The sequence below is a fragment of the Janthinobacterium sp. PLB04 genome, assembly GCF_021165895.1.
GTDB lineage: Bacteria > Pseudomonadota > Gammaproteobacteria > Burkholderiales > Burkholderiaceae_D > Janthinobacterium > Janthinobacterium lividum.
On the sequence record NZ_CP088968.1, the window covers coordinates 32650 to 59258 of the forward strand.

18 protein-coding genes are annotated in these 26609 nt (G+C 60.6%); 10 read left to right on the top strand and 8 right to left on the bottom strand.

Going from position 1 to position 26609, the window contains the following annotated elements; all coding sequences use genetic code 11:
• Nucleotides 1-32: 32 nt before the first annotated feature.
• Together folE and nudC are read right to left on the bottom strand one after the other, a co-directional pair.
• A complete protein-coding gene (folE, locus tag LSO07_RS00150; RefSeq protein ID WP_034781250.1) occupies nucleotides 33-599 on the bottom strand; it encodes a GTP cyclohydrolase I FolE in 567 nt (188 codons plus the stop codon).
• 74 nt (nucleotides 600-673) lie between these two features.
• Nucleotides 674-1513 (bottom strand): NAD(+) diphosphatase, encoded by an 840-nt coding sequence (gene nudC, locus LSO07_RS00155; protein WP_099395754.1) that lies wholly within the window; start codon nucleotides 1511-1513, stop codon nucleotides 674-676.
• Between the two features lie 291 nt (nucleotides 1514-1804).
• On the opposite strand from nudC, the gene LSO07_RS00160 reads away from it, so the two are divergent.
• From LSO07_RS00160 to LSO07_RS00180, 5 genes are all read left to right on the top strand, one after another.
• The gene (locus LSO07_RS00160) at nucleotides 1805-4150 is read left to right on the top strand and encodes a catecholate siderophore receptor Fiu (RefSeq protein ID WP_151091714.1); all 2346 of its coding nucleotides are present in this window, start codon (nucleotides 1805-1807) and stop codon (nucleotides 4148-4150) included.
• 385 nt (nucleotides 4151-4535) lie between these two features.
• The gene (locus LSO07_RS00165) at nucleotides 4536-5849 is read left to right on the top strand and encodes a dicarboxylate/amino acid:cation symporter (RefSeq protein ID WP_034781235.1); all 1314 of its coding nucleotides are present in this window, start codon (nucleotides 4536-4538) and stop codon (nucleotides 5847-5849) included.
• A gap of 108 nt (nucleotides 5850-5957) precedes the next feature.
• Nucleotides 5958-6950 (top strand): porin, encoded by a 993-nt coding sequence (locus LSO07_RS00170; protein ID WP_151091716.1) that lies wholly within the window; start codon nucleotides 5958-5960, stop codon nucleotides 6948-6950.
• 121 nt (nucleotides 6951-7071) lie between these two features.
• Complete coding sequence (locus tag LSO07_RS00175) at nucleotides 7072-8982, top strand: sensor histidine kinase (protein WP_151091718.1); 1911 nt, start codon at nucleotides 7072-7074, stop codon at nucleotides 8980-8982.
• Nucleotides 8975-10318, top strand: a complete 1344-nt coding sequence (locus tag LSO07_RS00180) for a sigma-54-dependent transcriptional regulator (RefSeq protein ID WP_034781227.1) — start codon at nucleotides 8975-8977, stop codon at nucleotides 10316-10318. Before LSO07_RS00175 ends, LSO07_RS00180 begins: the two co-directional genes overlap by 8 nt.
• Here the strand turns inward: LSO07_RS00180 and LSO07_RS00185 are convergent, their stop codons facing one another.
• Nucleotides 10319-11056, bottom strand: coding sequence for a metallophosphoesterase family protein (locus LSO07_RS00185; protein ID WP_151091720.1), 738 nt, complete (start codon nucleotides 11054-11056; stop codon nucleotides 10319-10321).
• Complete coding sequence (locus LSO07_RS00190) at nucleotides 11053-11619, bottom strand: GNAT family N-acetyltransferase (RefSeq protein WP_151091722.1); 567 nt, start codon at nucleotides 11617-11619, stop codon at nucleotides 11053-11055. Before LSO07_RS00190 ends, LSO07_RS00185 begins: the two co-directional genes overlap by 4 nt.
• 177 nt (nucleotides 11620-11796) lie before the next feature.
• Between LSO07_RS00190 and LSO07_RS00195 the strand changes: the two genes are divergently transcribed.
• Nucleotides 11797-12645: a MipA/OmpV family protein gene (locus LSO07_RS00195; protein WP_081345816.1), complete on the top strand. Its 849-nt coding sequence runs from the start codon at nucleotides 11797-11799 to the stop codon at nucleotides 12643-12645.
• Between the two features lie 6 nt (nucleotides 12646-12651).
• Here the strand turns inward: LSO07_RS00195 and LSO07_RS00200 are convergent, their stop codons facing one another.
• Complete coding sequence (locus LSO07_RS00200; protein WP_151091724.1) at nucleotides 12652-13161, bottom strand: GNAT family N-acetyltransferase; 510 nt, start codon at nucleotides 13159-13161, stop codon at nucleotides 12652-12654.
• Between the two features lie 254 nt (nucleotides 13162-13415).
• Here LSO07_RS00200 and LSO07_RS00205 point away from each other — a divergent pair, with 254 nt between their 5' ends.
• The 3 genes from LSO07_RS00205 to LSO07_RS00215 all read left to right on the top strand — a co-directional run bounded on the left by LSO07_RS00205 (nucleotide 13416) and on the right by LSO07_RS00215 (nucleotide 18476).
• Nucleotides 13416-14333, top strand: a complete 918-nt coding sequence (locus tag LSO07_RS00205; protein WP_092613273.1) for an ABC transporter ATP-binding protein — start codon at nucleotides 13416-13418, stop codon at nucleotides 14331-14333.
• A 10-nt stretch (nucleotides 14334-14343) separates the two neighbouring features.
• Nucleotides 14344-17925: an ABC transporter permease/M1 family aminopeptidase gene (locus LSO07_RS00210; RefSeq protein WP_151091726.1), complete on the top strand. Its 3582-nt coding sequence runs from the start codon at nucleotides 14344-14346 to the stop codon at nucleotides 17923-17925.
• A gap of 134 nt (nucleotides 17926-18059) precedes the next feature.
• A complete protein-coding gene (locus LSO07_RS00215; protein WP_151091728.1) occupies nucleotides 18060-18476 on the top strand; it encodes a hypothetical protein in 417 nt (138 codons plus the stop codon).
• A gap of 101 nt (nucleotides 18477-18577) precedes the next feature.
• Here the strand turns inward: LSO07_RS00215 and LSO07_RS00220 are convergent, their stop codons facing one another.
• Together LSO07_RS00220 and ssb are read right to left on the bottom strand one after the other, a co-directional pair.
• A complete protein-coding gene (locus LSO07_RS00220) occupies nucleotides 18578-20161 on the bottom strand; it encodes an Ig-like domain-containing protein (RefSeq protein WP_191909551.1) in 1584 nt (527 codons plus the stop codon).
• A 283-nt stretch (nucleotides 20162-20444) separates the two neighbouring features.
• The gene (ssb, locus tag LSO07_RS00225; protein WP_034781209.1) at nucleotides 20445-20954 is read right to left on the bottom strand and encodes a single-stranded DNA-binding protein; all 510 of its coding nucleotides are present in this window, start codon (nucleotides 20952-20954) and stop codon (nucleotides 20445-20447) included.
• Between the two features lie 381 nt (nucleotides 20955-21335).
• Between ssb and uvrA the strand changes: the two genes are divergently transcribed.
• On the top strand, nucleotides 21336-24185 hold the full coding sequence (uvrA, locus tag LSO07_RS00230; RefSeq protein WP_070258657.1) for an excinuclease ABC subunit UvrA: 2850 nt from the start codon (nucleotides 21336-21338) through the stop codon (nucleotides 24183-24185).
• A gap of 276 nt (nucleotides 24186-24461) precedes the next feature.
• Here uvrA and LSO07_RS00235 read toward each other — a convergent pair whose 3' ends face one another.
• Nucleotides 24462-26333 (bottom strand): phosphoenolpyruvate carboxykinase (GTP), encoded by a 1872-nt coding sequence (locus tag LSO07_RS00235; RefSeq protein WP_151091732.1) that lies wholly within the window; start codon nucleotides 26331-26333, stop codon nucleotides 24462-24464.
• Nucleotides 26334-26609 lie beyond the last annotated feature (276 nt).

Consider the following 26609-nt stretch of genomic DNA (forward strand, 5'->3'; position numbering starts at 1 on the left):
ATGCCGCCTTCATCTTGCATCGTCGCCGAAAATCAGACTTCGCGCGCCAGCGCCAGAAATTCCGTGCGCAGCGCCAGGTTCGGCTGCATCTCGCCCAGCATGGCCGAGGTGATGGTTTCTTCGCCCGGCGTGCGGATGCCGCGGCTTTCCATGCACAGGTGGCGGCAACGTACGACCACGCCCACCGATTTCGGTTCCAGCACTTCCATCAGGGCATTGGCAATCTGCATTGTCATGCGTTCCTGCACTTGCAGGCGCTTGGAGAAGCAATCGACGAGGCGCGTCAGTTTCGACAGGCCGACGATCTTGCCGTTCGGCACGTAGCCGATGGTGGCCTTGCCGAAGAACGGCGCCAGATGGTGTTCGCAATGGCTGTAGACGGGGATGCCGCGCACGACGATCAGCTCGTTGTACTGTTCCGCGCCATCTTCGAAGGCTTTCAGCAAATCCACCGGATCCTGGCCATAGCCGGACGTCCAGTGTTTCCAGGCTTTTGCCACGCGCGCCGGCGTTTCCAGCAAGCCAGGACGCTGCGGATCTTCGCCAAGGCTGCTGATCAACCGGCGCCAGTCGTTTTCGGAGAATTCTTCTTGAGACATGCTAAACCACCCTAAAATTTTCAATTGCCGCCAGTATATAGAAAATGCGGCAAGCTGCCCGAGCAGTCCCCGCTTTACGACACTGCCGGCGGACGGTGGGCGCCGACCAGCAGCGCGGAAATCGACACGCTCGAACTCGCTTCCGGCCACGCATCGCCGGGGCCGAACCAGCGCGCCTCGGCGATTTCATTCTCGTCGAGGCGAATCTCGCCATCGAGGTAATCGGCCGTAAACGCGATCATCAGCGAATGAGGGAACGGCCAGGATTGGCTCATGAAGTACTGCAAGTTATGCACGCGCAAGCCCACCTCTTCCATCACTTCGCGGTGCACGGCTTCCTCTATCGATTCGCCCGCTTCCAGGAAGCCGGCCAGCGGACTGAAACGCTGCGATGGCGAATGCTTGTGCATGGCCAGCAGCACCTGGTCGCCCTTGCGGATGAGTACCATCATGGCTGGCGAAATACGCGGATACGCGAGCATGCCGCAGGCGGCGCATGTGAAGCAGCGCTCGCCAGGCGTGCGCTGCATGGGCGTGGCGCACACGCCGCAATGACGGTGCGTGCGCGCCCACTCGGCCAGTTGCGCGGCGCGGCTGGCCAGGCCCAGGAAAGCATCGTCGACGGCATTAAACAGCGAACGCATGCCGTGCCAGGCCAGAGTGCTATCGGCCGGCAACAGTTCCTCATCCGTCCAGACGGTCTGGCAATAACGGCCCTGCCACAGGCCCACGGGCTGGGCGCGGCTCAGGTCGATATCGAGCGCGGCCGCCTCGGCGGCATTGGGCAAGGACAGCTCGGACGTGCGCAACAATAAACGCCCGCGGTGAAAGACGAATGTGAGCGTGTCGGCTGCCGCCGGGGCCGGTTCGGGCGCATCGATCAGGGGGACAAAGGCTTCGGGAGTTTGCAGCATGCTTGGCGGAAATTTGTAAAGGTTGCTCATCATACTCCCGCCGGCGGACGCCTGCGCGCATAGCAGCGGCCAGGCCGCAAAGCAAGCATTCATGGGCCATGACAGTGTTTTTTTTGCGGCACACCCAATCCGTTGCGTAAACGAGACTGATAACGATTCTCATTTACGAATGAGTGCCCAATAATTACAATGTCTGCCAACCCGTCCATCGCCAGCCACTTGCCCGCTTGCCACAGCACAGCGGCGCAGAGCCAGCCAGGAACCACTACCTGACCTTATCGAGAGAGCAAGATGGCAATCAAGAGCCGCAAACACGCCCCAACCCGTTTCAACCAGCACATCGGCGCCGCCCTGGCCGTGATGCTGCTGCCCGTCGCCGCCCAGGCGGCAGACCCGGCCGGCCAAAGCGCCCCCGCATCGCAGCAAACCCTGAACGAAGTCAAGGTCATTGGTTCCAAGGAAAACGACTTCAAGGCCGAAAAAGCCTCGTCGCCAAAATACACGGAAGAGCTGGTCAATACGCCGCAAACCATCGTCGTGATCAAGAAGGAATTGATCGAGCAGCAAGGCGCGCTGACCTTGACGGACGCGCTGCGCAACACGCCGGGCGTCGGCACTTTCTTCCTCGGTGAAAACGGCAACACCAACACGGGCGACGCCGTCTACATGCGTGGTTTTGATTCATCCGGCAGCATCTATGTCGATGGCGTGCGCGACGTGGGTTCCATCTCGCGCGACGTCTTCAACATCGAACAGATCGACGTATTGAAGGGCCCGGCGGGCACGGACAGCGGCCGCGGTTCGCCGACCGGCTCGATCAATCTGGTCAGCAAGACGGCCACCATGGAAAACAAATTCAATTCCCTGCTGACGGCGGGCAGCGGCAAGCAGAAACGCGCCACGGCCGACTGGAACCGCATCCTCGACAGCGATACCGGCACGGCATTGCGCCTGAACCTGATGACGCAGGACAGCGGCAACGCGGCGCGCGATGAAGTCAAGAACAAGCGCTGGGCCTTCGCGCCCACCGTCACCTTCGGTATCGGCAAGCCGACGCGTATCACGGCCAGCTACCTGCACGTGGATCAAAACAACGTGCCCGACGGCGGCGTGCCGACCATCGGCTTGCCGGGCTACTCGACGCCGGACGTTCCAACGAAGGATCAACCGGTCATCCGTACTTACCTGAACAGCGCCGCCAGGGTCGATCCGAAGAATTTCTACGGTTCCAACTCGGACTACGACAAGATCAAGGCCGACATGGGCACCTTGCGCATCGACCATGATTTCTCGCCGAACGTGCAAATCCAGAACACCACGCGCTACGGCAAGACCCAGCAGGACTACCTGCTGACGGCCTTCATGGCCAACACCGCCAACCTGAATACGGACAAAGCTGGCGCAGTGAAAGACAATCCATCGACCTGGACCCTGGAGCGCTCGCTGCGCACCGTGAAGGACCAGGAAAACACGATCCTGACCAACCAGACCGTGGTCAGCGCGCAATTCGACACGGGCGTGCTGAAGCACTCCGTGGTGGCCGGCGCCGAGTTCACCAGCGAAAAACAGACCAACTACAGCTATGTGCCCGCCAGCCTGGGTACCTTGCCAGCAGCGAACCTGTACAACCCGAATCCGCGCGACACCGTCACCGGCCACAACCCCGTGCGCAGCGGCGCCTTCAGCGAAGGCGAAGTCAACACGCAAAGCCTGTATGTGTTCGACACCATCAAATTCGGCGACAAGTGGCTGTTCAACGGCGGCGTGCGTTTCGACCATTTCAATACCACGTATGACGCCGTCGCCCTGCAGGCGGCCGTGGCCAAGGACCAGGTGCAAAAACTGCCGGTCGGTACGCCTATTCCCACCCACCTGACCCTAAGCGACACCCTGGCCAACGGCAAGATCTCGGCCATGTACAAACCGACGCCGGACAGCAGCGTGTACGCCTTGCTGGCCACGTCGAAAGCGCCACCTGGCGTCAACATCAACCTGAACGCCGCCGCCAACAGCGCGCAAAACCCGAACTATGACCCACAGGAAACCATCACCAAGGAAATCGGCACCAAGTGGGACTTCCTGAAACAAAAACTGTCGCTGTCGGCCGCTGTCTACCAGACCACCGTCAAGAATGAATTGGAACAGGACCCTGTCATCTCGACCATTTATTACCAGACCGGCAAGAAGCGCGTGCAAGGCCTGGAACTGGGCGTGGTGGGCGAGATCATGCCGAACTGGCTGGTCAGCGCCGGCTACACGCGCATGAATACCAAGGTCGAGTCGAACAAGGTCTTCACGGCCAGCGGCGAGAAGAGCCTCACCTACACGCCAAAACAGGCGTTCACCAGCTGGACTTCATACACCCTGCCATTTGGCCTGAAGATCGGCGGCGGCGCGCGTTACGTGGGTGAAATGTTGCGCGGCACCGATGGCGCCGTCGGCACGCCGGCCCGCGTGGATGCCTACTGGGTCTTCGATGCCATGGCAACCTATACCGTCAACAAGAACCTCGACTTGCAGCTGAACGCCTACAACCTGGCCGACAAGACCTATGTGGCGGCCATCAACAAATCCGGCTTCCGCTACACCCCGGGCCAGCCCCGTTCGTTCAGCCTGACGGCAAATATCAAGTTCTGAAATCAATAGAACAGAAACTGCGTCACATCAAGCCCCTCTTAGGAGGGGCTTTTTTATTGTCCTGATAATCTTGCCTTTTTTGGCGTACCGCCACCCCACCGCGACTAGCGTATGAAAAGTCATACAGCGATGTCCCGCCGCGTCCAATATTTCGCGCAAGCACGCCAAGTTGCGACATCTAAACAACAAAAAAGCTTCCTTAAATCAACAACTTAAGAAGTTAGGTTCCAAATTCCCATTTCAGGCATATCCTTTGCTATGTACAGGTTTTGCTGCAAATAATCGCTGGCACGCAAGGGCTTGTTTTTGAGAAATATTGACTCCAAGCTTGAGTTGCTCGCTATCAATAATCCGCTCACAGCGGCGTTTCACCGGAGGAGTCAAAATGAAAAAGAAACGGCCATTAACCCTGTACATCCTGATTGCCATGATCCTCGGCATTGCCGTGGGCTATGGATGCAACACCGCCTTCCCTGATGCCAAGCTCAGCGCTCAGATCGCTGGCAATATTTCCATCGTCACCGACGTCTTCCTGCGCCTGATCAAGATGATCATTGCGCTGCTGGTGTTCTCCACCCTGACGGTCGGTATCGCCCACATGGGCGACGGCAAGACGGCGGGCCGTATCGGCCTGAAAGCCATGTGCTGGTTCGTCGTTGCCTCGCTGGTGTCGCTGGCGCTGGGCATGGTGCTGTCGAACCTGATGCAGCTGGGAACCAACCTCGGTTTGCCATTGCCGGACATCCACGCGTCGACGAATCTGAAAACGGCCGCCTTCACCTTGAAAGATTTCTTCACGCACCTGGTGCCGAAGTCGCCGATCGAGGCCATGGCCAACAATGAAATCCTGCAAGTGCTGGTGTTCTCGATCTTCTTCGGCGGCGCACTGGCCGGCCTGGGCGAATCGGGCAAGACCCTGACGGCCGTCGTCGACCAGCTGGCACAAGTCATGCTGCGCATCACCGGCACCATCATGAACCTGGCCCCGCTGGCCGTGTTCGCTGCCATGGCCTCCGTCATCACCACCCACGGCCTGGGCGTGCTGGTCACGTTTGCCAAGTTCATGGGCGGCTTCTACGTAGGCCTGCTGTGCCTGTGGGCCCTGCTGATCGGCGCCGGCTTCGTCGTCATCGGCCCGCGCATCTTCAAGCTGGTCGGCCTGATCCGCGAACCGTTCTTGCTGGCATTCTCGACGGCCAGCTCGGAAGCGGCGTATCCGAAACTGCTGACGGCACTCGACCAGTTCGGCGTGGACCGCAAGATTTCCAGCTTCGTGCTGCCGATGGGCTACTCCTTCAACCTCGATGGCTCGATGATGTACTGCACCTTTGCCGTGCTGTTCATTGCGCAAGCCTATGGTATCGACCTGTCGATCGGCACCCAGATCACCATGCTGCTGCTGCTGATGCTGACCTCGAAAGGCATGGCCGGCGTACCGCGCGCCTCGCTGGTGGTGATTGCCGCTACCCTGAACCAGTTCAATATTCCGGAAGCGGGCCTGCTGTTGCTGATGGGCGTCGACCAATTCCTCGACATGGGCCGTTCGGCAACCAACGCGGTCGGCAATGCCGTCGCCACGGCCGTCGTCGCCAAGTGGGAAGGTGGCCTGGCCACCGAGGAAGAAGCAGCCGCGGCCAACGCGGCCAGCCAGAACACGGAAAGCCATTGGGGCGAAGCGGATCACGCTAGCAAAGCCTGATAGCGCCATGGCCCGCCACAAGCGGGCCATTTATTTGTTGTCGATGTTGAGTAACAAGCAGTCAGGTAGTGCGATCAGTAGTCATCCCAACTTATTAGAGAGATTTTCATGAAAAAAGTCCTGTTTACCCTGCTGGCCCTTGGCGCAGCTTCCGGCGGCGCGCTGGCCCAATCGAGCGTGACCATCTATGGCGTGGCTGACGCCGGCCTGGTGTTCGACAAGGATGCGGCTGGAGACCGCCTGAACCGCGTCGCTTCCGGCGTCGCCTCGGGCTCGCGCATCGGCTTCAAAGGCAAGGAAGACCTGGGCGGTGGCCTGGCCGCAACCTTCGTGCTGGAAAGCGGTTTCAACATCGACACCGGCACCTCGGGTCAGGGCGGCCTGCTGTTCGGCCGCCAGGCATATGTCGGCCTGACCGGCAGCGCCGGCGCCGTCACCCTGGGCCGCCAATACTCTCCTTACTACCTGGCCCTGCGCGACGTGGCCGATCCGTTTGTCATCGGTCTGGCCGGCACGGCATCGAACCTGATGGTGACGAATATCCGCGTCGACAACATGGTGCAATACACCACGCCGACCTGGAGCAAGCTGTCGGCCGACCTGGCGTATGGCTTTGGCGAAGTGGCCGGCGACAATGCGAAAAACCGCAGCATGGGCGGCGCCGTGCATTACATCGATGGCCCGCTGAACGTGACCCTGACGCACCACCGCAAGGAAAATGCGCTGGCGACCCAGCAAACGCGCAACACCCTGCTGGCCACGCGCTACGACTTTGGCGTACTGCAAGGTAACTTCGGCTACGCCGACAACCGCGCCCTCGACAACAGCAAGAGCAACGACATCCTGGTCGGCTTCAGCGCACCGTTCGGCGCCACCAAGCTGGTCGCGTCCTACATCCGCCACAACGACAAGAGCAATGCCAACCGTGACGCCCAGCAGTGGGCCATCGGCGCGTTCTACTCCCTGTCCAAGCGCAGCGACCTGTACACCGGTTATGGCCACATCAGCAACAAGAACGGCGCCACCTTCGTCGTCGGCAATGCCACCGACAATGGTACCGGCAACAGCGGCTTCAACCTGGGCATGCGCCATACCTTCTAAGGACGTCGAGCTGTCCGTGACATAGAAGTGTGAGCCGCCGGATGCATATCCGGCGGCTTTTTCTTTTTACGCAATATTTAAATGCGATACTGTGGGTTCTTGCAAGGTGGCAGCTGATTTTATGAATAGCAGTACTACGAAACCCTCCCTTTCCTGGCGCCAGCGCCTGTCGCAACGGTCGGGCCGCGAAACGCTGGCCTGGGGCGTGGTGCTGGCTGCCTGTCTGGCCACCGTCTGGCTCGTGTATTTCTGGACCGAACGCATCGCCATCGGCAAGCTGCAGGCCAGCGGTGCGCAACGCCTGGAAGTGTATGTCAGCAGCCTGGAAAATGCGCTGGAGAAATACGACTTCCTGCCCAAGACGCTGGAGCTGAACCGCGACGTGATTCGCCTGCTGCAGCACCCGGAAGACCCGGTGCTGGTCGATACGGTCAACCATTACCTCGAGCAGATGAATGACCAGGCAAAATCCTCGACCATTTTCATCAGCAACCTCGACGGCAACACGCGGGCCGCCAGCAACTGGCAGCAGCCCGACAGCTTTATTGGCGACAATATCTCATTCCGCCCCTACGCCCAGGACGCGTTGCGCGGCACGCCGGGCCGCTTCTATGGAGTGGGCACGACGCGGCTGGAACCCGGTTACTTCTTTGCCCACGGCATCTACCAGAATGGCCACATGCTGGGCCTGGCAACGGTGAAGGTGAATCTGGAAAACCTGGAAAAACGCTGGGTGCAAGGCGCCGACAAGGTCATGCTGGCCGACGAGCATGGCGTGATCTTCCTGAGCTCCATGGCGGACTGGAAGTACAAGACCTTGGCGCCGCTGTCGCCCGCGATCGTCGAGGAACTCAACCGCACGCGCCAGTATTATTCGAAGCAGCTCGCAGCCATCCCCTTCGTTTCCGACCGCCAGCTGGGCAATGGGGCGCGCGTGATCAGCGTGCGCGAACAGGAACATGCCGACACGCCACCGAAGATCAGCTCCAGCGTCATGACGCAGATCAAGCTCAAATCCCCGCAAGGCTGGACTTTTATTTATTTGTCCGACCTGGCGCAAGCGAAGGCCAGCGCGCGCGCTGCGGCCGCCTTCTCTTGCGTGCTGCTGGGCTTTTTCATGCTGCTGTTCTTTTACCTGCGCCAGCGCCGCGCGGCCGTGGCGCAAAAACTGCGCGCCCGCGAAGATCTGCAGCATGCCTATGACAACCTGGAAGCCATGGTCGAGGAACGCACCTCGGAACTCAATGCCATGACGCAAAGCCTGAGCCAGGAAATCGAGGTGCGCAGCAAGGCCGAGCAAAAACTCCACATCACGCAAAACGAACTGTTTCAAGCAGGTAAGATGGCGGTACTGGGACAAATGTCGGCCAGCATCACGCATGAACTCAACCAGCCACTGACGGCGCTGCGCACCATGTCCGACAATGCCGTCATCCTGCTGGAACGGGGACGGCTCGACGACGCGCGGCGCAATCTGGCGAAGATTTCGCAAATTGCAGCCAGGATGGGGACCATCACGGGCCAATTGAAGATTTTTGCGCGCAAGTCGACCACCAGCCTGACCTCCGTCTCGATCCCTACGGCGATCAGCAACGCCCTGTTCCTCGTCGAACGCCGGCTGCAGGTGGAAAATGTGCGTTTTACACTGCAACTGCCGCCCGAAGATATTTTCGCCATGTGCGAAAGCAACCGCCTGGAGCAGGTGCTGGTGAACCTGTATGCCAATGCGCTCGACGCCATGAATGGCAGCGACGTGCGCAGCCTGCGCGTGGCCGTCGAATGCACGTCCGAGCACGTGCTGATCCACGTGGCCGACACGGGGCCCGGCTTGTCCACGGAAGTGTGCGAACACCTGTTCGAACCGTTCTTCACGACCAAGCCGCAAGGCCTGGGACTGGGCCTGGGACTGGCCATTTCCGAACAGATCACGCGCCAGTTCGGCGGCGTGCTGCGCGCCGAGAACGCCCCCGGCGGCGGCGCCATCTTCACCATCGAACTACAGATTGCAACGCAGGAGGAAAAACATGTTTGACGGCTTGAAGGTCTTGCTGGTCGAGGACGACCCCACCGTACGCGAGGGCAGCGAGCAGGCACTGCAGCTGGCCGGCCTGGACGTGCTGGCGTTTCACTCGGCCGAGCTGGCCTATAAACTGCTGACGCCGGATTTTCCCGGCATCGTGGTCAGCGACGTGCGCCTGCCCGGCATGAGCGGCCTGGAATTGCTGCAAGCGGTCAAGACACTCGATGCCAACCTGCCCGTGATCCTCGTCACGGGCCACGGCGACATCACGATGGCCGTGCACGCCATGCGCACGGGCGCCTACGATTTCATCGAAAAGCCGTATTCGTCCGAGCAACTGGTCGACGTCATCCTGCGCGCGCTGGAAACGCGGCGCCTGACCCTGGAAGTGCACAGCTTGCGCCGGCAACTGGAAGACGGCGGCGGCATCGAATCGCGGTTACTGGGTAATTCCGTGGCAATGCGCGACATACGGCGCCTGATCCTCGACGTTGCGGACGAACCGGCCGACGTACTGATCTATGGCGACACGGGCACAGGCAAGGAAATGGTGGCCCGCTGCCTGCACGACTTCAGCCACCGCCGCAAGCACAACTTCGTCGCCGTGAACTGCGGCGCGATTCCGGAAAGCATATTTGAAAGCGAGGTCTTCGGCCACGAACCGGGCGCGTTTACGGGCGCGGCCAAGCGGCAGGTGGGCAAGATCGAGCACGCGGATCAAGGCACTTTTTTCCTCGACGAAATCGAAAGCCTGCCCCTGTCCCTACAAGTCAAATTGCTGCGTGTACTGCAGGAACGCTATATCGAGCGCCTGGGCTCGAACGTGCCCACGCCCGTCGATGTGCGCGTCATCGCGGCAGCCAAGCTGGACCTGGAAGACTTGTCGCAGCAACAGAAATTCCGCAGCGACCTGTACTACCGCCTGAATCTGATCGTGCTGCATCTGCCGCCGCTGCGCGAGCGGCGCGAGGATATTCCCATCCTGTTCGAGCACTTCGTGCTGGCCGCCGCCGCCCGCTACAACCGCGCCGCGCCCGTGGTCTCCAGCGCGCAGATGCGCAACCTGATGGCGCATTCCTGGCCCGGCAATGTGCGCGAGTTGCGCAATATCGCCGACCGCTTCGTGCTGGGCATCGCCGGTGGCGCCTCGAGCCTGCTGGCGGCCGGACTGGCCAGCCCCCTGTCGCTGGCGGAACAGGTCAACGGCTTCGAACGCGCGCTGATCGAACAGGAACTGCGCGCATATTCCGGCAACGTCAGCGAAGTGAGCACAGTGCTCGGCTTGCCGAAACAGACCTTGTATCACAAGATGCAGAAGTACAACCTGGTGGCGGAAGAGTTCCGTTAATCAGCCGACCCGGCCCGTGCGCAAGGGCGTGACCCAGTCGGGCCGCCCATTCGCCAGCGCCAGCCGGGCCGCCTTTTCCCAGTCATACTGCACCGCATGCAACTGCGCCGTCCAGGCACCATCGCTTCCCTGTTCGGCGATGGCATAGCGGGCATGCGGCGTGCCGTTTTCCATCACGTGCGGATAACCATGGTCGTCGTCGTAGGCTTGCAAGCCCACGCTGCCCGGATTGACGATCAGCCGCCCATCGGGCAGGCGCACCTGGCGCGGCATGTGCGTATGGCCGCACAGGATCAAGGCAGCGTCCGTCATACCGGCCCGTTCGGCCACCTCCTCCGGCGTGGCGGCGCGGCTGCCTTGCGGCGTGACGCTGTCGAGAAAATACACGAGGTCGCTGCTGGGCGTGCCATGCACGAGCAGCACGTCCTGCCGCAGGCGCACGGTGGCGGGCAGCGCCGCGATCCAGTCCAGCTGCTGCGGCAGCAGTTGCGCGCGCGCATAGGCATCCGAGACGCCCATGCGGGCCGGATCGCCCAGCAACTGGCGCTCGTGGTTGCCGCAGATGGTGGGCAGATCGAGCGCCATCAGACGCGCCGCCGTGGCGCGCGGCTGCAAATGGCCCGAAACGATATCGCCAAGGTTGACAGTCACGTCCACGCCACGCCGGGCGATGTCGTCCAGCACGGCCTCAAGCGCATCCAGGTTGCCGTGGATATCGGAAATAGCGGCGATTCTCATGTTACCTCCCTGTGCAACCATTCTGCACGCGTCAGACGATACAGGCAATGCGTGCGCAATGCATGTCCTGGCGGCAAGGCCGGATGCTCGAAAGTGCCGGCCTCGCGGCGCATGCCCAGACGCGCCATCAGCGCGCTCGAGCGCACGTTGGGCAGCGCCGTAAACGCGACGATTTCCGGCAACTGCAAGCGCTCGTAACCTGCCTGCAGGGCGGCCTGCGCCGCTTCCTGCGCGTAACCTTGTCCCCAGTAATCGAACGCCAGGCGCCAGCCGATTTCCACGCACGGCGAACATGGCAGTTGCGCAGCGGGAATATGCAAGCCCGTCATGCCGATGAAGGCATCGTTTTCTCGCAAGGCAACGGCCCATAAGCCCCATCCCCGCTCGTCGATCAAGCCGCTACAGCGCCGCGCCATGGCGTCGCTGGCTTCGCGCGACAGGGCCGTCGGGAAATATGCCATCACGCGGGGATCGGCATTCAGGGCCGCGAACGGCGCCAGGTCGCTGTCGCGCCACTGCCGCAGCACCAGTCGCGGCGTCATCAGTTCAATAATCTCCTGCATCGTTTCCATCCCTTCATTACCAGTCGTTACAGTGGATTTACCGGCGGTAGGACAAGTCCGACGGCCACTTGCGACGTGCGGCTACGTAATTTAAAAGTAACAATTGCTACCATTTCCTCATTGCACTGTTGCCCAAAGCGTCGCAACAGTTTTCACTTTATCTTGAGGAGTAGCCCCATGTCTGCCATGTCCGTGTCCACCCGCCTGTCCCCACCACGCCCGCACCACCTCGCCTTGCGCGGCGCCATGATGCTGGGCATGCTGGGCATTGCCACGGCCGCCGCCACGGCGCGGGCCGAACCGTCGCCCACCCTGGACCGTGTCAGTATTTCGGTGGGAGCGTTTTCCGCCGATCCGCGCATCAATGTCGGCGCCGACACGCAGTTTGGCCGCATCGACGCGCCCGAATCGAATCCCAGCCGCACCACTATTCCCCGTATCAAAGCCGAATTGCTGATCGGCGATCATCATGCCCTGGCATTCGACTACTACCGCTACGACAAATCCTACACGCCAACGCTGACCGGCCAGACCACCATCAATGGCCAGCCGGTTTCCGGCACCGCCACGGCGGATGCAGACCTGAAGCTGGACCTGGCCAAGATGTCCTACCGCTGGTGGCTGGGCAGCGGCAACGACACCTTCGGCATCGGCCTGGGTGCCGCCTACTACAATGCCAACCTGAACGGCACGGCCACCGGCGTCGTCAATGGCGAAACGGCCACGGCGCGCGATTCCATCGGCGAGCACGCGTTCGCGCCGCTGCTGGAAGTGGGCTGGCGCCACGCCTTCACGCCGGACTTGCGCATGTATGCGGAAGCGTCGGGCATCAAGAAAAATGGCGGGCGCATCAATGGCCACATCTACGGCGGCAATATTGGCGTGGAATGGTTTCCGTTCAAGAACATTGGCTTCGTGGCCGATTACGGCATCTCGAAAATCAAGCTGCACCGCGACAGCGAACGCGATGCCGACTTGAACGTGCGCCTGACTGGGCCGTCGGCGTATGTGAAAGTGCGCTTCTAAACGCGTTCAAGCCGCCGGTTTCAGCAAAGTCAGCTGGAACTGCGGCAAGTCCGGATCGTCCCACGCCTCGACGCTGGCAAACGGCAGGCGCGCAAACGCCTGCCGCCAGAACGCGCAGGCAGCGGCATCGTCGCGAAACGTCGCCACCAGCCACGTCTGCGCGCTGTCCAGCAGCACGCGCCGCACCACTTCCAGCGCCACGCCCCGGCGCCGGTATTTCTGCAGGATGAAAAAGTCGCTGAACTCCTGCACGGCCAGCTCGCCCGCCATGCCAGGCTCCGTGATGAAAAAGCCGGCCAGTTCGCCATCGACCTCGATCCAGCTGGCCGTGTGGCCGGCGCCATGCACATACGATGCCAGCCCCGCATCGCACACCTCATAGCGGCCGTCGGCCAGCAGCGCCTCGCCGCTCCAGGCGGAATTGTCATAACAGTAGAGCTGGAACAACCGCGCCAATGCGCCCTCTTCGCCCGGGGCAATGGCGCGCAACGCGATGACCTTGTTTATTGCATGCATGAAGAACTTTCCCGCACGATGGCGTTGATCCAGTCCGCGATCTTATCACCGTCACTCATCCCCGCCCTCCGGCATTTCATGCCTGCATTTCCTCCCTTGGTCGCAAAACCATTCTTTTCCTTTCAGTTGCATATACATTATTGTTTTTAAGTAACGTCCGCCATCGCGGCTGATAAAAACAAGGGTGATCCCCTTCCACAGGCCGGCAGGCATGCATCTGCCGGCTTTTAGACCCATGTCCTGGAGAGTGCTGCATGCTAAAGATCAAACAGCTGAACAAAACATATGCCAATGGCGTCAAGGCCATCAACAATGTCAGCCTGGAAATTCCCAATGGAATGTTCGGCTTGCTGGGGCCGAATGGCGCAGGCAAGTCTTCGCTGATGCGTACCATTGCAACATTGCAAGATCCCGATAGCGGTAGCATCCATTTCGACGGCGTCGATGTGTTGCAGGACAAGGCCGGCTTGCGCCGCCAGCTCGGCTATTTGCCACAGGATTTCGGCGTGTATCCGAAGGTCAGTGCGGAAACCCTGCTCAACCACTTTGCCGTCCTGAAAGGCTTGACGGAGAAGGGGCCGCGCAAGGAAGCCGTGGAAGCCTTGTTACAGCAAACCAATCTGTGGGAAGCGCGCAAGCGCAACCTGGGCACGTATTCGGGCGGCATGCGCCAGCGCTTCGGCATCGCACAGGCACTGCTGGGCGCGCCGCGCCTGGTGATCGTCGACGAGCCCACTGCCGGCCTGGATCCGGACGAGCGCAACCGCTTCCTGAACCTGCTGGCAAAGATCGGCGAGCAGGTGGTGGTGATCTTGTCGACGCACATCGTCGACGACGTGACGGACCTGTGCCCGCGCATGGCCATGATCGTCAAGGGTCAAGTGCTGGTGCAGGGCGAGCCGCAGGCGGCCATCGACACCTTGCACAACAAGGTGTGGCGCCGCAGCGTCAGCATGGAAGAACTGGCGCAGTACCAGCAGTCGCACAATGTGCTGTCGACGCGCCTGGTGGGCGGCAAACCGCAAATCAATGTGTATGCCGACAGCCAGCCCGACAGCGGCTTCGTGCAGATCGCTCCGGACCTGGAAGACGTGTACTTCCTGCATGTGCGCAACGCGGCCCGCGACGGCGCTGCCGTTCCCGCTGCGGCACCATCCGCCGTCGCGGCGTAAGGAGCACACCATGTGGAAGGAATTTTTCAAGTTTGATCTCGGCTATCAGCTGAAACAGCCGCTGCTGTGGGTATTTGCAGCCGTCATGGCCTTGATGGCCTTTGGCGCCAGCAGCAGCGATTCGATCCAGATCGGCGGCGCCATCGGCAATATCAACCGCAATGCGCCCACCGTGGTGGCGCAGATGCTGGGGATCTTCAGCCTGCTGGCGATGTTTCTCGTCACCGTCTTCATCGCCGGCGCCGTGTTGCGCGACAGCGAAGTCGGCATGGCCGACATGCTGTTCGCCACGCCCATGCGCAAGTGGGATTACCTGTTCGGCCGCTTCGGCGCCGGCTTCGTCGCCTGCCTGGTGATCTTTGTCGCCATCGCCCTGGCCACCATGCTGGGTCCCCTCATGCCATGGGTCGATCCCCAGCGCGTGGGCGCGTTCTCGCTGCACACCTATGCGTGGAGCTTCGCCGTCCTGGTCATCCCCAACCTGCTCTTCATCGGCGCCCTGCTGATGCTGCTGGCCGCCACCACGCGTTCGATGATGCTCGTCTACGTGGGCGTGCTGGGATTCTTCGTGCTGTGGGCCGTGGCCGGCGCCTTTACCCGCGACATCAACAACGAATGGCTTGCCGTCCTGCTCGACCCGTTCGGCGTGCGCGCCTTTGGCCGCATGACGCGCTATTTCACCTCCGCCGAATCGAACGCGGGCCTGCCGCCGTTTTCCGGTTTCCTGCTGGCCAACCGCTTGCTGTGGCTGGGCATCACGGCGCTGCTGTTCCTCGCCACCGTCGTGCTGTTCAAGCCGCAGCGCACGGGGACGGGAAAACGCCTGTTCGGCAAGGCCGAGGCCGTGGCCGCCGCACCGGTCGTCACGGCGCCGCTGCACCTGCCGCGCAGCACTCCCGCATTTACTGCCGCGACAGCCTGGCGCCAGTGGTGGCACATCCTGCGCTTCGACGCCGCCGGCGTCTTCAAGAGCCTGCCTTTCCTCGTCATGCTGCTGTTCGGCATGATCAACCTGATCGCTGCCGCCAATGTCGACAAGAACATGTATGGCACGGCCGTGTATCCGATGACGCATTTGCTGTTGCAGCAAATCAGCAACAGCTTCAGCTTCCTCCTGATCATCATCGTCACCTTCTATGCAGGTGAGCTGATCTTCAAGGAACGGCAAGCCAGGATCGCCGACGTCGGCGACGCCATGCCCGTGCCCGACTGGGTGCCCCTGCTGGCCAAATGCACGGCTTTAATCGGCGTCATCGCCGGTTACCTGCTGGCGGGCGTCCTCACGGCCATCGGCTTCCAGCTCGTCAAGGGCGGTGCGCCCGTGGAACTGGGGCTGTACCTGCAAGGCACCTTGCTGGGCGCCCTCTTCTTCGTGCTGATGGGCTTGTGCGCCCTGACCCTGCAAGTGCTGTCGAACAACAAGTTCATCGGCTACCTGCTGGTGATCCTGCTGATGGTGGCGCAAGCCGTGCAGGGCATGCTGCACTTCGAACACAAGCTGTACAACTTCGCCGCCACGCCGTCCATCAAGTATTCAGACATGAACGGCTATGGCCACTTCCTGACGGGCTGGGCCTGGTTTGCGCTGTACTGGAGCCTGTTTACCGTGGCCCTCGTCATGCTGGCGCAAGCGTTCTGGGTGCGCGGCCTGTCCAACGGCTGGCGGGCACGCGTGCGCCTGGCAGGCCAGCGATTGCAAGGCCGTACGGGTGCCGCGCTGGCAGCGGTGCTGCTGTGCTGGATCGGCACGGGCAGCTGGATCTTCTACAACACGAATGTGCTGAACCGGTACGAGACATCGAACATCGGCATGGACAAGCAGGCGCGCTACGAAAAATTGTACAAGCGGTACCAGCACTTGCCGCAGCCGAAGATCACGGAAGTCCAGGCCGATGTGGATATTTATCCTGAACAACGCAAGGTGCTGATCAAGGGCCACTACGTGCTGCAAAACAAGACGGCGCAAGCGCTCGACACCCTGCGTATCCAGCTCGACCCCGAGCTGAAAACGGCATGGCTGAACTTGCCCGCGCACAAGGTCGAACTGGACGACAAGGAACTCGGCTTCAGCATCCTCAAGCTGGCCCAGCCCCTGGCGCCCGGCGCCATCCTGCCGCTGGACTTCACGGTGGCCGTCACGCACCAGGGTTTCACCAACAGCGGCGCGCCGGACCAGCTCAACCTGAACGGCAGCTTCTTCAACAACCAGGCCTTTTTCCCCCACTTCGGCTATGCCAAGGAAATGGAATTGCTGGACCGCAATGAGCGCCGCAAGCGGGGCCTGGGCGAGCCGCAGCGCATGGCCAAGCTGGAAGACTCTTCCGCGTATGGCAACACGGTGCTGGGCGGCGATGCCGACTGGATCCATTTCGACACGACGGTTTCCACCAGCGGCGAACAGATCGCGCTGGCGCCCGGCTATCTGCAAGGCAGCTGGGAAAAGGATGGCCGCCGCTACTACCGCTACAAGATGGACCAGCCGATGCTGCCCTTCTTTGCCTACCTGTCAGCGCGCTGGGAAGTCAAAAAAGGCGAGTGGCACGGCTTGCCGATCGAAATCTATGTCGACAAGAAACACGGCTACAACACGGACCGCATGATCACTTCCGTGCAAAAGTCGCTCGACTACTACACGACCCAATTCACGCCCTACCAGCACAAGCAGGTACGCATCCTGGAATTCCCCGGCTACCAGAGCTTTGCGCAGTCGTTTGCCAATACGATTCCGTATTCGGAAGGCATCGGCTTCATCGCCGACCTGCGCGACAAGGATGACATCGACTATGTGTTCTACGTCACGGCGCATGAAATGGCGCACCAGTGGTGGGGCCACCAGGTAATCGGCGCAAACGTGCAAGGCGCCAGCATGCTGATGGAATCGCTGTCGCAATACTCGGCCCTGATGGTGATGGAAAAGGAATACGGCCGCGACAAAATGCGCCGCTTCCTGCGCTATGAACTGGACCGCTACCTGAGCGGACGCGGCGGCGAAGCCATCGAGGAATTGCCGCTGGCGCGCGTGGAAGGACAGCAATACATCCACTACAACAAGGGCAGTCTGGTGTTCTACCGCCTGCGCGACGAGCTCGGCGAAGAGGCGCTGAACCGTGCCCTGAAACGCTATCTGCAGGACAAGGGCTACCAGCAGGCGCCGTTCACCACCTCGTCGGAATTGCTGGCGTACATCCGCGCCGAAGCGCCGCAGGACAAGCAAGCCCTGATCACGGACCTGTTCGAAAAGATCGTCTTCTACGACAACCGCGTCACGCAAGCGACGGCTGTCAAGCGCCCGGATGGCCAGTGGGATGTCACCATGCAGTTGCACCTGGCCAAGCTGGAGTCCGACGGCAAGGGCAAGGAAAGCGCGCGCGCCTATGACGAGCCGGTGGAAATCGCCATCTTCGCGCGCGCGCCGGGCGCCAAGGAGAAAGATGAAAAAGTCGTGTTCACCGACAAGCGCATGTTGTCCGGCAGCGACCCGGTGATCACCATCACGGTGAAGGAAAAACCGTTTGAGGTGGGTGTCGATCCGTACAACAAGATGATCGACCGGGTCTCGCGCGATAACCGCAAGGAAGTCAGTTTCAATTAGGCTTGCGTCAACGCAATTGATGCAACACAAACCGGCCGCGCCTTCGACCAGTGCGCGGCCGGTTTTTGTGCCTGGCGTAAGATGGCAAGCATCGCCAGCAACCGCGCTGGTGTCCACTTCAAGGGGAAAACCGCATGCCGCATCGTCCACTGCCCATCCGCGCCAGCCTGCTGCTGGCGGCACTCGTCTTTGCCACGCCCGCCTGGAGCGCCGATCCCATCCACAAGGAAAGCGTGACATTGACGGCGAACCAGGCCACGCATACGGTCAAAGGCAAGATCAAGGGCTATGCCACGGCCGAATACACGGTGTCAGGCAAGGCGGGACAGACCTTCAGCGTCAAGCTGAAAACCAATCAGCCATCGAACTACTTCAACATCCGCCAGCAAGGCCAGGATGAAGCCCTGTTCATCGGCTCGACCAGCGGGAACACTTACCAGGCGGCACTGCCGGCCGATGGCGAGTACACGGTGCAGGTGTATTTGATGCGCAATGCGGCGCGCAGGAATGCGGTGGCCAGCTATAACCTGGCGCTGGCCTTGCGCGACTGAGGCCGCGGCGCAGAAGGCCCCGGCAGTTGCGTGGCCAGGCCAGCAACATGCGGGGCGACAAAAAGGGGGGATAAAGATGGACAGCAAGGGTCTGGCGGCTCCTAGCGAAGACTGTTACTGGCAACAATGTAACGCGGTATGCCGCCCACGGAAATTTGCGCCAACCAGACGACCGTCACGTTGCTGCTGGCATCCCTGACAGCAATAGGCGCGTTGGCAAACATGTTCTGGCCGCCATCCGGGCTAGCGATGGCCGTGGGTGTCATCCACTGCGCCTGCGTCGCGGAATATGGTATCGCCAAGATGGCGCCATCCTGCTCATACAGCAACGCAACATTGCCGGCAATATCGGCTGTGATGGCAAAGGGCGCGTTGCCGGGTATTGCTGTTCCGAGACGCTGGGCCACTGTCCAAGCGGCAGACGTACGAGAGGAACGCACCCCGTAAATGCCGCGCTGCTGCGCCCAGACCACTGTGGCGATACCGCTGGCGTCGATTGCCACCGCGGGACTGTTCGCGCCAAAGCCATCTGCGGTAATGCTGAGCACAACCGGCAGGCCCCAGGCCATGGCGCTGGCATCAAACCTGGCAGCATGAATGGCGGGCGTATCCATGATGCCCGAACCATGCGTCCAGGCGATGGTGGCGCCGCCCTGCGCATCCGCCACCAAGGCATAGGGCTCCGAGATCAGATTATCGTCCAGCACATGGGGGCCGCTCCAGTTGCCCGTGTCCGAGCTGTAGCGCACCACATTCAAGCCATTGGAGGCATCGCCGACGTTGCCACGCTGTACCCATCCCAGGAAAAGATTGCCGACGCCATCCACCGCCAGATCGAGATTGTGGACAAAGTTATCAGCGCTTGGCGGCAATATCTCACGCGGCACGCTCCATGCGCCAGAGGCAACATCGTAGCGCATGCTATACAAGCCATCCCACACATACGAACGCAGCACCACCGTCAAGATACCCTTCGCATCGACGGCAGGAAGGACGGCATTGAAAGATGTCCCGCCAGGCAAGCCCTTGATGGCGACGGAAGCAAGCCACGCCGATGCCGCCGCCACATACCGCGCCATCCAGACTGACTGCTGAGGGTCCGCCGCGTCGAACCACAGCACGTACACATTGCCGCTACCGTCGGCCACCATACTCAATGGGCCCATCCCCCCAAACATGTTCGCGGCCGAGTGGATGTTCACTGGTGCGCTCCAGTTCCCCGTCCGGTGATCCATGCGAGCGGCAAAGACAGTCGCAATGCCGCTTACATTGTGCTGCCAGACGACGGTCACATCGCCGGCTTTATCGACTGCCACCGTGGGTACGACACCTCCCGTGAAATACGGCATCTCTGCAAGCTGGCGGCTCGTCGCCCCCCAGGTTTGCGCAGCCGTCGTAAACGATCGGCTAACGGCCGCACTTAGGGGGCGGCCCGCCACGTCCTTGATACCGGTGGCAAAATTGAGCGTGTATTGGGTACCGCCAGGCAGTGCCACCGCAGGCTGCAGCCTGATTTCATTGCCGGATACGGACAGCGTGCCGGGCACAGGGTTGCCTTGCGGCCCGAGCAAGCTTACGCTGCTGGCATGGATCGAAACTGGATCGGGCGCCACGCTGAGCGTCGCGGCCAGGCCGCTGCCGCGCGATACCTGTGTGGCAGCATCGGCGGGCGTGCCGGACAACACGGCAAACGCCGGCTGTGGCGGCGTGATGACGGGTGGCGGGGGAGGCGGTGGCGTGTCCGGCGACGTTCAACTCCCTCCGCCACCGCAACCGGCCAGGAAAGACAGCGCCAGAATCAAGGTTACAACCAATGCACGTTGAGTCATATCTGTTTGTCATGAGAAGATTTTTGATTGCAAAATTATATATATTTATCAAATGCAAAAAAATGTATTTTTACGCAAAAAAAACCCTGCAAGTAATAAACTTGCAGGGCTTTGATGACAAACGTCGAATGACTGGATATTAGAATGGAATATCGTCATCCATATCCGAGAAGTTCGGTGCTGGCTTCGGTGCCGGGCGTGGCGCCGGTGCCGGGGCTGGGCGCGGAGCCGGTGCCTGGCGTGGGGCCGGGGCTTCGTAGCCGCCACCACCGCCGTAGCTGTCATCGCCACCGCCGGCGTCGCCGCCCATGCCGGAACGACCGCCCAACATTTGCATCTGTTCCGCGATGATGTCGGTTGCGTACTTCTCGACGCCGTCCTTGTCCGTGTATTTACGGGTTTGCAGACGGCCTTCGACGTAGACGGACGAACCTTTTTTCAGGTATTGGCCGACGATTTCCGCCAGGCGGCCGAAGAACGAGATACGGTGCCACTCTGTCAATTCTTTTTGTTCGCCCGTGTTGCGGTCCTTCGATTTGTACGAAGTGGCCACGGCGATGTTGGCGATCGCGTCGCCGCTAGGCATGTAGCGGATTTCCGGGTCACGGCCCAGATTGCCGACGATGATGACTTTGTTGACTGATGCCATGAATAACTCCTGATGAACTGCAGCGGGAGCCGGTGTCCCGCGCGTTAGTTTAGTGTACTAAACGAGGATTATAAGCGACCACGCGGCGCAAAGCACCCGCTTTCTGGCGGACGCCCTCTCCCGTGCGGCAGCACGTTTTTTTCACGGCAGGTGAAAACAAGAAACTTGAATACTGGTATTATATACAGTGTTTAAACGTCTGCACGCATCTGTATCAAACTTTGTCAGGGCACGTTCGCCTGGCGGCGCAATCCGCCCGTGGCTGCCCCAGGCATGCAGAGCAAAACCCGGCTATAGTTACAGGTTGACCCGTTGTGGCTCCTCATCCGCACCCAGGCACAATGCGCCGGCCGCACCACTCACTGAAAGCAAGGCAATCACATGGAACAGATCCGCATTCGCGGCGCTCGCACGCATAACCTCAAGAATATCAATCTCGATTTGCCGCGCAATAAGCTGATCGTGATTACCGGCTTGTCCGGCTCCGGCAAGTCTTCGCTGGCCTTCGACACCTTGTACGCGGAAGGGCAGCGCCGCTATGTCGAATCGCTGTCGGCCTATGCGCGCCAGTTCCTGCAATTGATGGAAAAACCCGACGTCGACCTGATCGAGGGTTTATCCCCCGCCATCTCCATCGAACAGAAGGCAACTTCGCACAACCCGCGCTCGACGGTGGGCACCGTGACGGAAATCCACGATTATCTGCGCCTGCTGTATGCGCGCGTGGGCACACCCTACTGCCCCGACCACCCGGAAAACGCGCTGGCGGCCCAGTCCGTATCGCAAATGGTCGACGCCGTGCTGGCCATGCCGGAAGACACCAAGCTGATGATACTGGCGCCCGTCGTCGCCAACCGCAAAGGCGAACATGTCGACCTGTTCGAGCAGATGCAGGCGCAGGGCTTCGTGCGCTTTCGCGTACAGAGCGGCACGCATGCGGCCAAGATCTATGAAGTCGATGACCTCCCAAAATTAAAGAAAACGGAAAAACACACGATCGACGTCGTCATCGACCGGGTCAAGGTGAACCAGGAGATCAAGCAGCGCCTGGCGGAAAGTTTCGAGACGGCTCTGCGTCTGGCCGATGGCCGCGCCATTGCCTACGAAATGGATACCGCCCAAGAACACGTGTACTCCAACAAGTTTGCCTGCAATGTGTGTGGCTATTCCCTGCAGGAACTGGAACCGCGTCTGTTCTCGTTCAACAACCCCATGGGCGCCTGCCCCGAATGCGACGGCCTGGGACACATTGAATTCTTTGACCCGAAACGCATCGTCGCGTTCCCGAATCTGTCGCTCGCTTCCGGCGCCGTCAAGGGCTGGGACCGCCGCAACCAGTTTTACTTCCAGATGCTGTCGAACCTGGCCGCGTATTACGAGTTCGACCTGGACATGCCGTTCGAGCAGCTGGACTTGAACTCACAGCAAGCCGTGTTGTACGGTTCCGGCAAGCAAGTGATTCCGTTTAGCTATGTCAACGAACGGGGCCGCACCGTCATCAAGGAACACACGTTCGAAGGGGTGGTCAACAATCTGCAGCGCCGCTACCGCGAGACGGATTCGATGGCCGTCAAGGAAGAGCTGGCCAAGTTCATCAATGAAAAATGCTGCCCCTCATGCGATGGCGCGCGACTGCGCGTGGAAGCGCGCTTCGTCAAGGTCGGCACAGGCAAGCAGCAACGGGCCATCTATGAAGTGGCGGAAAAACCGCTGCGCGAGACGCTGGAATTCTTTGAAAAACTGAAACTGACGGGCGCCAAGAAAGAGATCGCCGACAGGGTCGTCAAGGAAATCATTTCGCGCCTGAAATTTCTCAACAACGTGGGCCTCGACTACCTGTCTCTGGACCGCAGCGCCGACACGCTTTCCGGCGGCGAAGCACAGCGCATCCGCCTCGCATCGCAAATCGGCTCCGGTTTGACGGGCGTCATGTATGTGCTCGATGAACCGTCGATCGGCTTGCACCAGCGCGATAATGACCGCCTGATCGAAACCTTGAAACACTTGCGCGACATCGGCAACAGCGTACTGGTGGTCGAGCATGACGAAGACGCCATCCGCACGGCCGACTATATCGTCGACATGGGTATCGGCGCGGGCGTGCACGGCGGCGAAATCATCGCCGAAGGTACCCTGCCCGAGATCTTGAAGAACAAGAAATCGCTGACGGCGCAATACCTGAACGGCAAGCTGAAAATCGCCGTGCCCGCCAAGCGCCACGCCAGCAATCCGGAGAAGCAGCTGGTGATCACTGGCGCGACGGGCAACAACCTGAAAAAGGTGTCGCTGAGCTTGCCAGTGGGCTTGATGACGTGCGTGACGGGCGTGTCCGGTTCAGGCAAATCGTCGCTGGTCAACGATACATTGTATCCTGCCCTGTCGCGCCATTTGTATGGTTCGCAGACGGAACCGGCGCCGCACGATTCGATCAGCGGCCTGGAGCATTTCGACAAGGTCATTTCCGTCGACCAGGCACCGATCGGCCGCACGCCACGTTCGAATCCGGCCACCTACACGGGCTTGTTTACGCCGATCCGCGACCTGTTCTCCACCGTGCCGACAGCCAAGGAACGCGGTTACAGCGCGGGCCGCTTCTCGTTCAACGTCAAGGGCGGACGCTGCGAAGCGTGCCAGGGCGATGGCGTGATCAAGGTCGAGATGCATTTCTTGCCCGACGTCTACGTGCCATGCGACGTCTGCCACGGCAAGCGCTACAACCGCGAAACCCTGGAAGTGCAATACAAGGGCAAGAACATCACGGAAGTGCTGGGCATGACGGTGGAAGAGGCGCATGAATTCTTCAAGCCGGTGCCACTGATCGCGCGCAAGCTGCAAACCCTGCTCGACGTGGGCCTCGGCTACATCAAGCTGGGCCAGAGCGCCACCACCTTGTCCGGCGGCGAAGCGCAGCGCGTGAAATTGTCGCTGGAACTGTCCAAGCGCGACACGGGCCGCACCCTGTACATCCTCGATGAACCGACGACGGGCTTGCACTTCCACGATATCGACTTGCTGCTGAAAGTCATCCACCGCCTGCGCGACCAGGGCAACACCCTCGTCATCATCGAACACAACCTCGACGTCATCAAGACGGCCGACTGGATCGTCGACCTGGGCCCGGAAGGCGGCGCCGGCGGCGGCCAGATCATCGCCACGGGCACGCCGGAAGACGTGTCACTGAACCCGGCCAGCGTGACGGGCAAGTACCTGGGACCGCTGCTGAAGCAGTAACGACGGCAGCGCAATAAAAAACGGCGCGGATTGCTCATGCAATCCGCGCCGTTTCTCTTTTTGCTAGCACCCCAGTCATTGCCGGCGTGTCATTTATCGCACGCCAGTCTTTGCCGGCGTGTTTCTCCCCCACTACAACTCTCAACACCTGACAAGCTACTGCGCGGCGCGCTTTGCGGCCTGCGATGCTCACCGTACTAAAGTACGGTTGCGCTTCTTAGCCACAAATCACTGCCGCTCGCTACGCTTGTCAGGTGCCGCTTTACGTTAACTTACTTATGCACTCAGCCGCTTTTCCAGCGCAGCCTTGTTATCTGCCAATTCTTGCGGCAGATGATACGCGAGTTTTTCAAACAACTCCGTATGCAATTTCAATTCTTCCACCCACGCGGCCTTGTCGATCGAGGTGATGGTGTCGAACTGTTCCTGCGTGAATGGCAAGCCATCCCAGTTCAGGTCGCCATACTGCGGTGTCGTGCCGAACAGGTTTTCCACGCCGCCCGCCTTGCCTTCGATACGCTCGAGCATCCATTTCAGCACGCGCATATTGTCGCCAAAGCCAGGCCAGACGAATTTGCCAGCCTCGTCCGTACGGAACCAGTTGACGCAATAGATCTTCGGCAGGGCAGCCGGGTTGACCTTGCCCACCTTGACGCCCATGTCCAGCCAGTGCTGGAAGTAATCGCTCATGTTATAGCCGATAAACGGCAACATGGCAAATGGATCGCGACGCACGATGCCCATCTGGCCCACGGCCGCGGCCGTTGTTTCCGAACCCATGGTGGCGGCCATGTAGACGCCTTCGACCCAGTTGCGCGCTTCGGTGACCAGCGGCACGGTGGTCGAGCGGCGGCCGCCGAAGATGAAGGCCGAGATCGGCACGCCGGCCGGATCGTCCCAGGCTGCGTCGATCACGGGGTTTTGCGTAGCAGCAACCGTGAAGCGCGCGTTCGGGTGCGCCGCCTTGGTGCCGGACGCGGGCGTCCAGTCCTTGCCCTGCCAGTCGATCAGGTGGCTTGGTGCTTCTTTCGTCAAGCCTTCCCACCACACGTCGCCATCGTCCGTCAGCGCCACGTTGGTGAAGATCGTGTTGTCGCGCATGGACGCCATGCAGTTGTAATTGGTTTTTTCGTTCGTGCCCGGCGCCACGCCAAAATAACCGGCTTCCGGATTGATGGCGTACAAACGGCCGTCGGCGCCCGGCTTGATCCAGGCGATATCGTCGCCGATGGTAGTCACTTTCCAGCCGTTAAAACTTGCCGGCGGGATCAGCATGGCGAAGTTGGTCTTGCCGCAAGCGGACGGGAAGGCTGCCGCCACGTAGTGTTTCTTGCCTTCCGGCGATTCCACGCCGAGGATCAGCATGTGTTCGGCCAGCCAGCCGGGATTGTTATCGGCCGATTGCGCTTCCTGGTAGCCCATGTTCGAGGCGATGCGCAGGGCGAAACATTTCTTGCCCAGCAAGGCGTTGCCGCCGTAACCGGAACCGAAGGACCAGATTTCGCGCGTTTCCGGGAAATGCACGATGTACTTGGTGCTGTTGCACGGCCATTTCACGTCGGCCTGGCCGGCTGCCAGCGGTGCGCCCACGCTGTGCACGCATGGCACGAACTCGCCATCGGTGCCCAGCACGTCGTACACGGCACGGCCCATGCGGGTCATGATCTTCATGTTGACGGCGACATATGGCGAATCGGACAATTCCACGCCGATGTGCGCGATTGGCGAGCCCAGCGGGCCCATCGAGAACGGCACGACGTACATGGTGCGGCCGCGCATGCAGCCGTCGAACAGGCCGTTCAAGGTATGGCGCATTTCGCCTGGTTCGGTCCAGTTGTTCGTCGGGCCGGCCGCTTCTTTCGTTGCCGAGCAGATATACGTGCGGTCTTCGACGCGGGCCACGTCGCTCGGGTCGGAGCAGGCCAGGTAGGAATTCGGGCGCTTTTGCGCATTCAGTTTTTTCATGGTGCCACTGGCAACCATTTCGGCGCACAGGCGCTCGTACTCTTCTTGCGAACCATCGCACCAGTAGATGCGCTCTGGCTTGGTCAGCGCAGCAATGTCGGCCACCCAGTTGATCAGTTTCTGTTGTTTAATATAAGCTGGGACGTTGAGTGCGGCGACGCCACCCATGACGGGCTGATTCATATTACCTCCAATACCAATAAAAGAAATTCTGGTCGTTCTGCAAGACAGGCAGCATCGTTGAGAGGTGGCTGCGGCTCACTGCGGGCGGCGTGTTCACGCGGGCAGGGCTCTGGTGTCGTGTCAGCCGCGGCGTTCGCGCCAGCGGCATTTACCTGGATCATGCTCCCAGGCTGCAAGAACAGTTTGCGCTATAACTATAATCAGGAAGCTTCAAAAGTGCCGGCGATTGTACACCCGCCAAACAGCTATTCTCGCAAAAATGTAGGAGAATAGCTT

Bases quoted from the DNA above. Each gene is read 5' to 3' on its own strand.
- folE (WP_034781250.1), bottom strand. From the start codon at position 599: ATGTCTCAAGAAGAATTCTCCGAAAACGACTGGCGCCGGTTGATCAGC.
- nudC (WP_099395754.1), bottom strand. From the start codon at position 1,513: ATGCTGCAAACTCCCGAAGCCTTTGTCCCCCTGATCGATGCGCCCGAA.
- LSO07_RS00160 (WP_151091714.1), top strand. From the start codon at position 1,805: ATGGCAATCAAGAGCCGCAAACACGCCCCAACCCGTTTCAACCAGCAC.
- LSO07_RS00165 (WP_034781235.1), top strand. From the start codon at position 4,536: ATGAAAAAGAAACGGCCATTAACCCTGTACATCCTGATTGCCATGATC.
- LSO07_RS00170 (WP_151091716.1), top strand. From the start codon at position 5,958: ATGAAAAAAGTCCTGTTTACCCTGCTGGCCCTTGGCGCAGCTTCCGGC.
- LSO07_RS00175 (WP_151091718.1), top strand. From the start codon at position 7,072: ATGAATAGCAGTACTACGAAACCCTCCCTTTCCTGGCGCCAGCGCCTG.
- LSO07_RS00180 (WP_034781227.1), top strand. From the start codon at position 8,975: ATGTTTGACGGCTTGAAGGTCTTGCTGGTCGAGGACGACCCCACCGTA.
- LSO07_RS00185 (WP_151091720.1), bottom strand. From the start codon at position 11,056: ATGAGAATCGCCGCTATTTCCGATATCCACGGCAACCTGGATGCGCTT.
- LSO07_RS00190 (WP_151091722.1), bottom strand. From the start codon at position 11,619: ATGCAGGAGATTATTGAACTGATGACGCCGCGACTGGTGCTGCGGCAG.
- LSO07_RS00195 (WP_081345816.1), top strand. From the start codon at position 11,797: ATGTCTGCCATGTCCGTGTCCACCCGCCTGTCCCCACCACGCCCGCAC.
- LSO07_RS00200 (WP_151091724.1), bottom strand. From the start codon at position 13,161: ATGCATGCAATAAACAAGGTCATCGCGTTGCGCGCCATTGCCCCGGGC.
- LSO07_RS00205 (WP_092613273.1), top strand. From the start codon at position 13,416: ATGCTAAAGATCAAACAGCTGAACAAAACATATGCCAATGGCGTCAAG.
- LSO07_RS00210 (WP_151091726.1), top strand. From the start codon at position 14,344: ATGTGGAAGGAATTTTTCAAGTTTGATCTCGGCTATCAGCTGAAACAG.
- LSO07_RS00215 (WP_151091728.1), top strand. From the start codon at position 18,060: ATGCCGCATCGTCCACTGCCCATCCGCGCCAGCCTGCTGCTGGCGGCA.
- ssb (WP_034781209.1), bottom strand. From the start codon at position 20,954: ATGGCATCAGTCAACAAAGTCATCATCGTCGGCAATCTGGGCCGTGAC.
- uvrA (WP_070258657.1), top strand. From the start codon at position 21,336: ATGGAACAGATCCGCATTCGCGGCGCTCGCACGCATAACCTCAAGAAT.
- LSO07_RS00235 (WP_151091732.1), bottom strand. From the start codon at position 26,333: ATGAATCAGCCCGTCATGGGTGGCGTCGCCGCACTCAACGTCCCAGCT.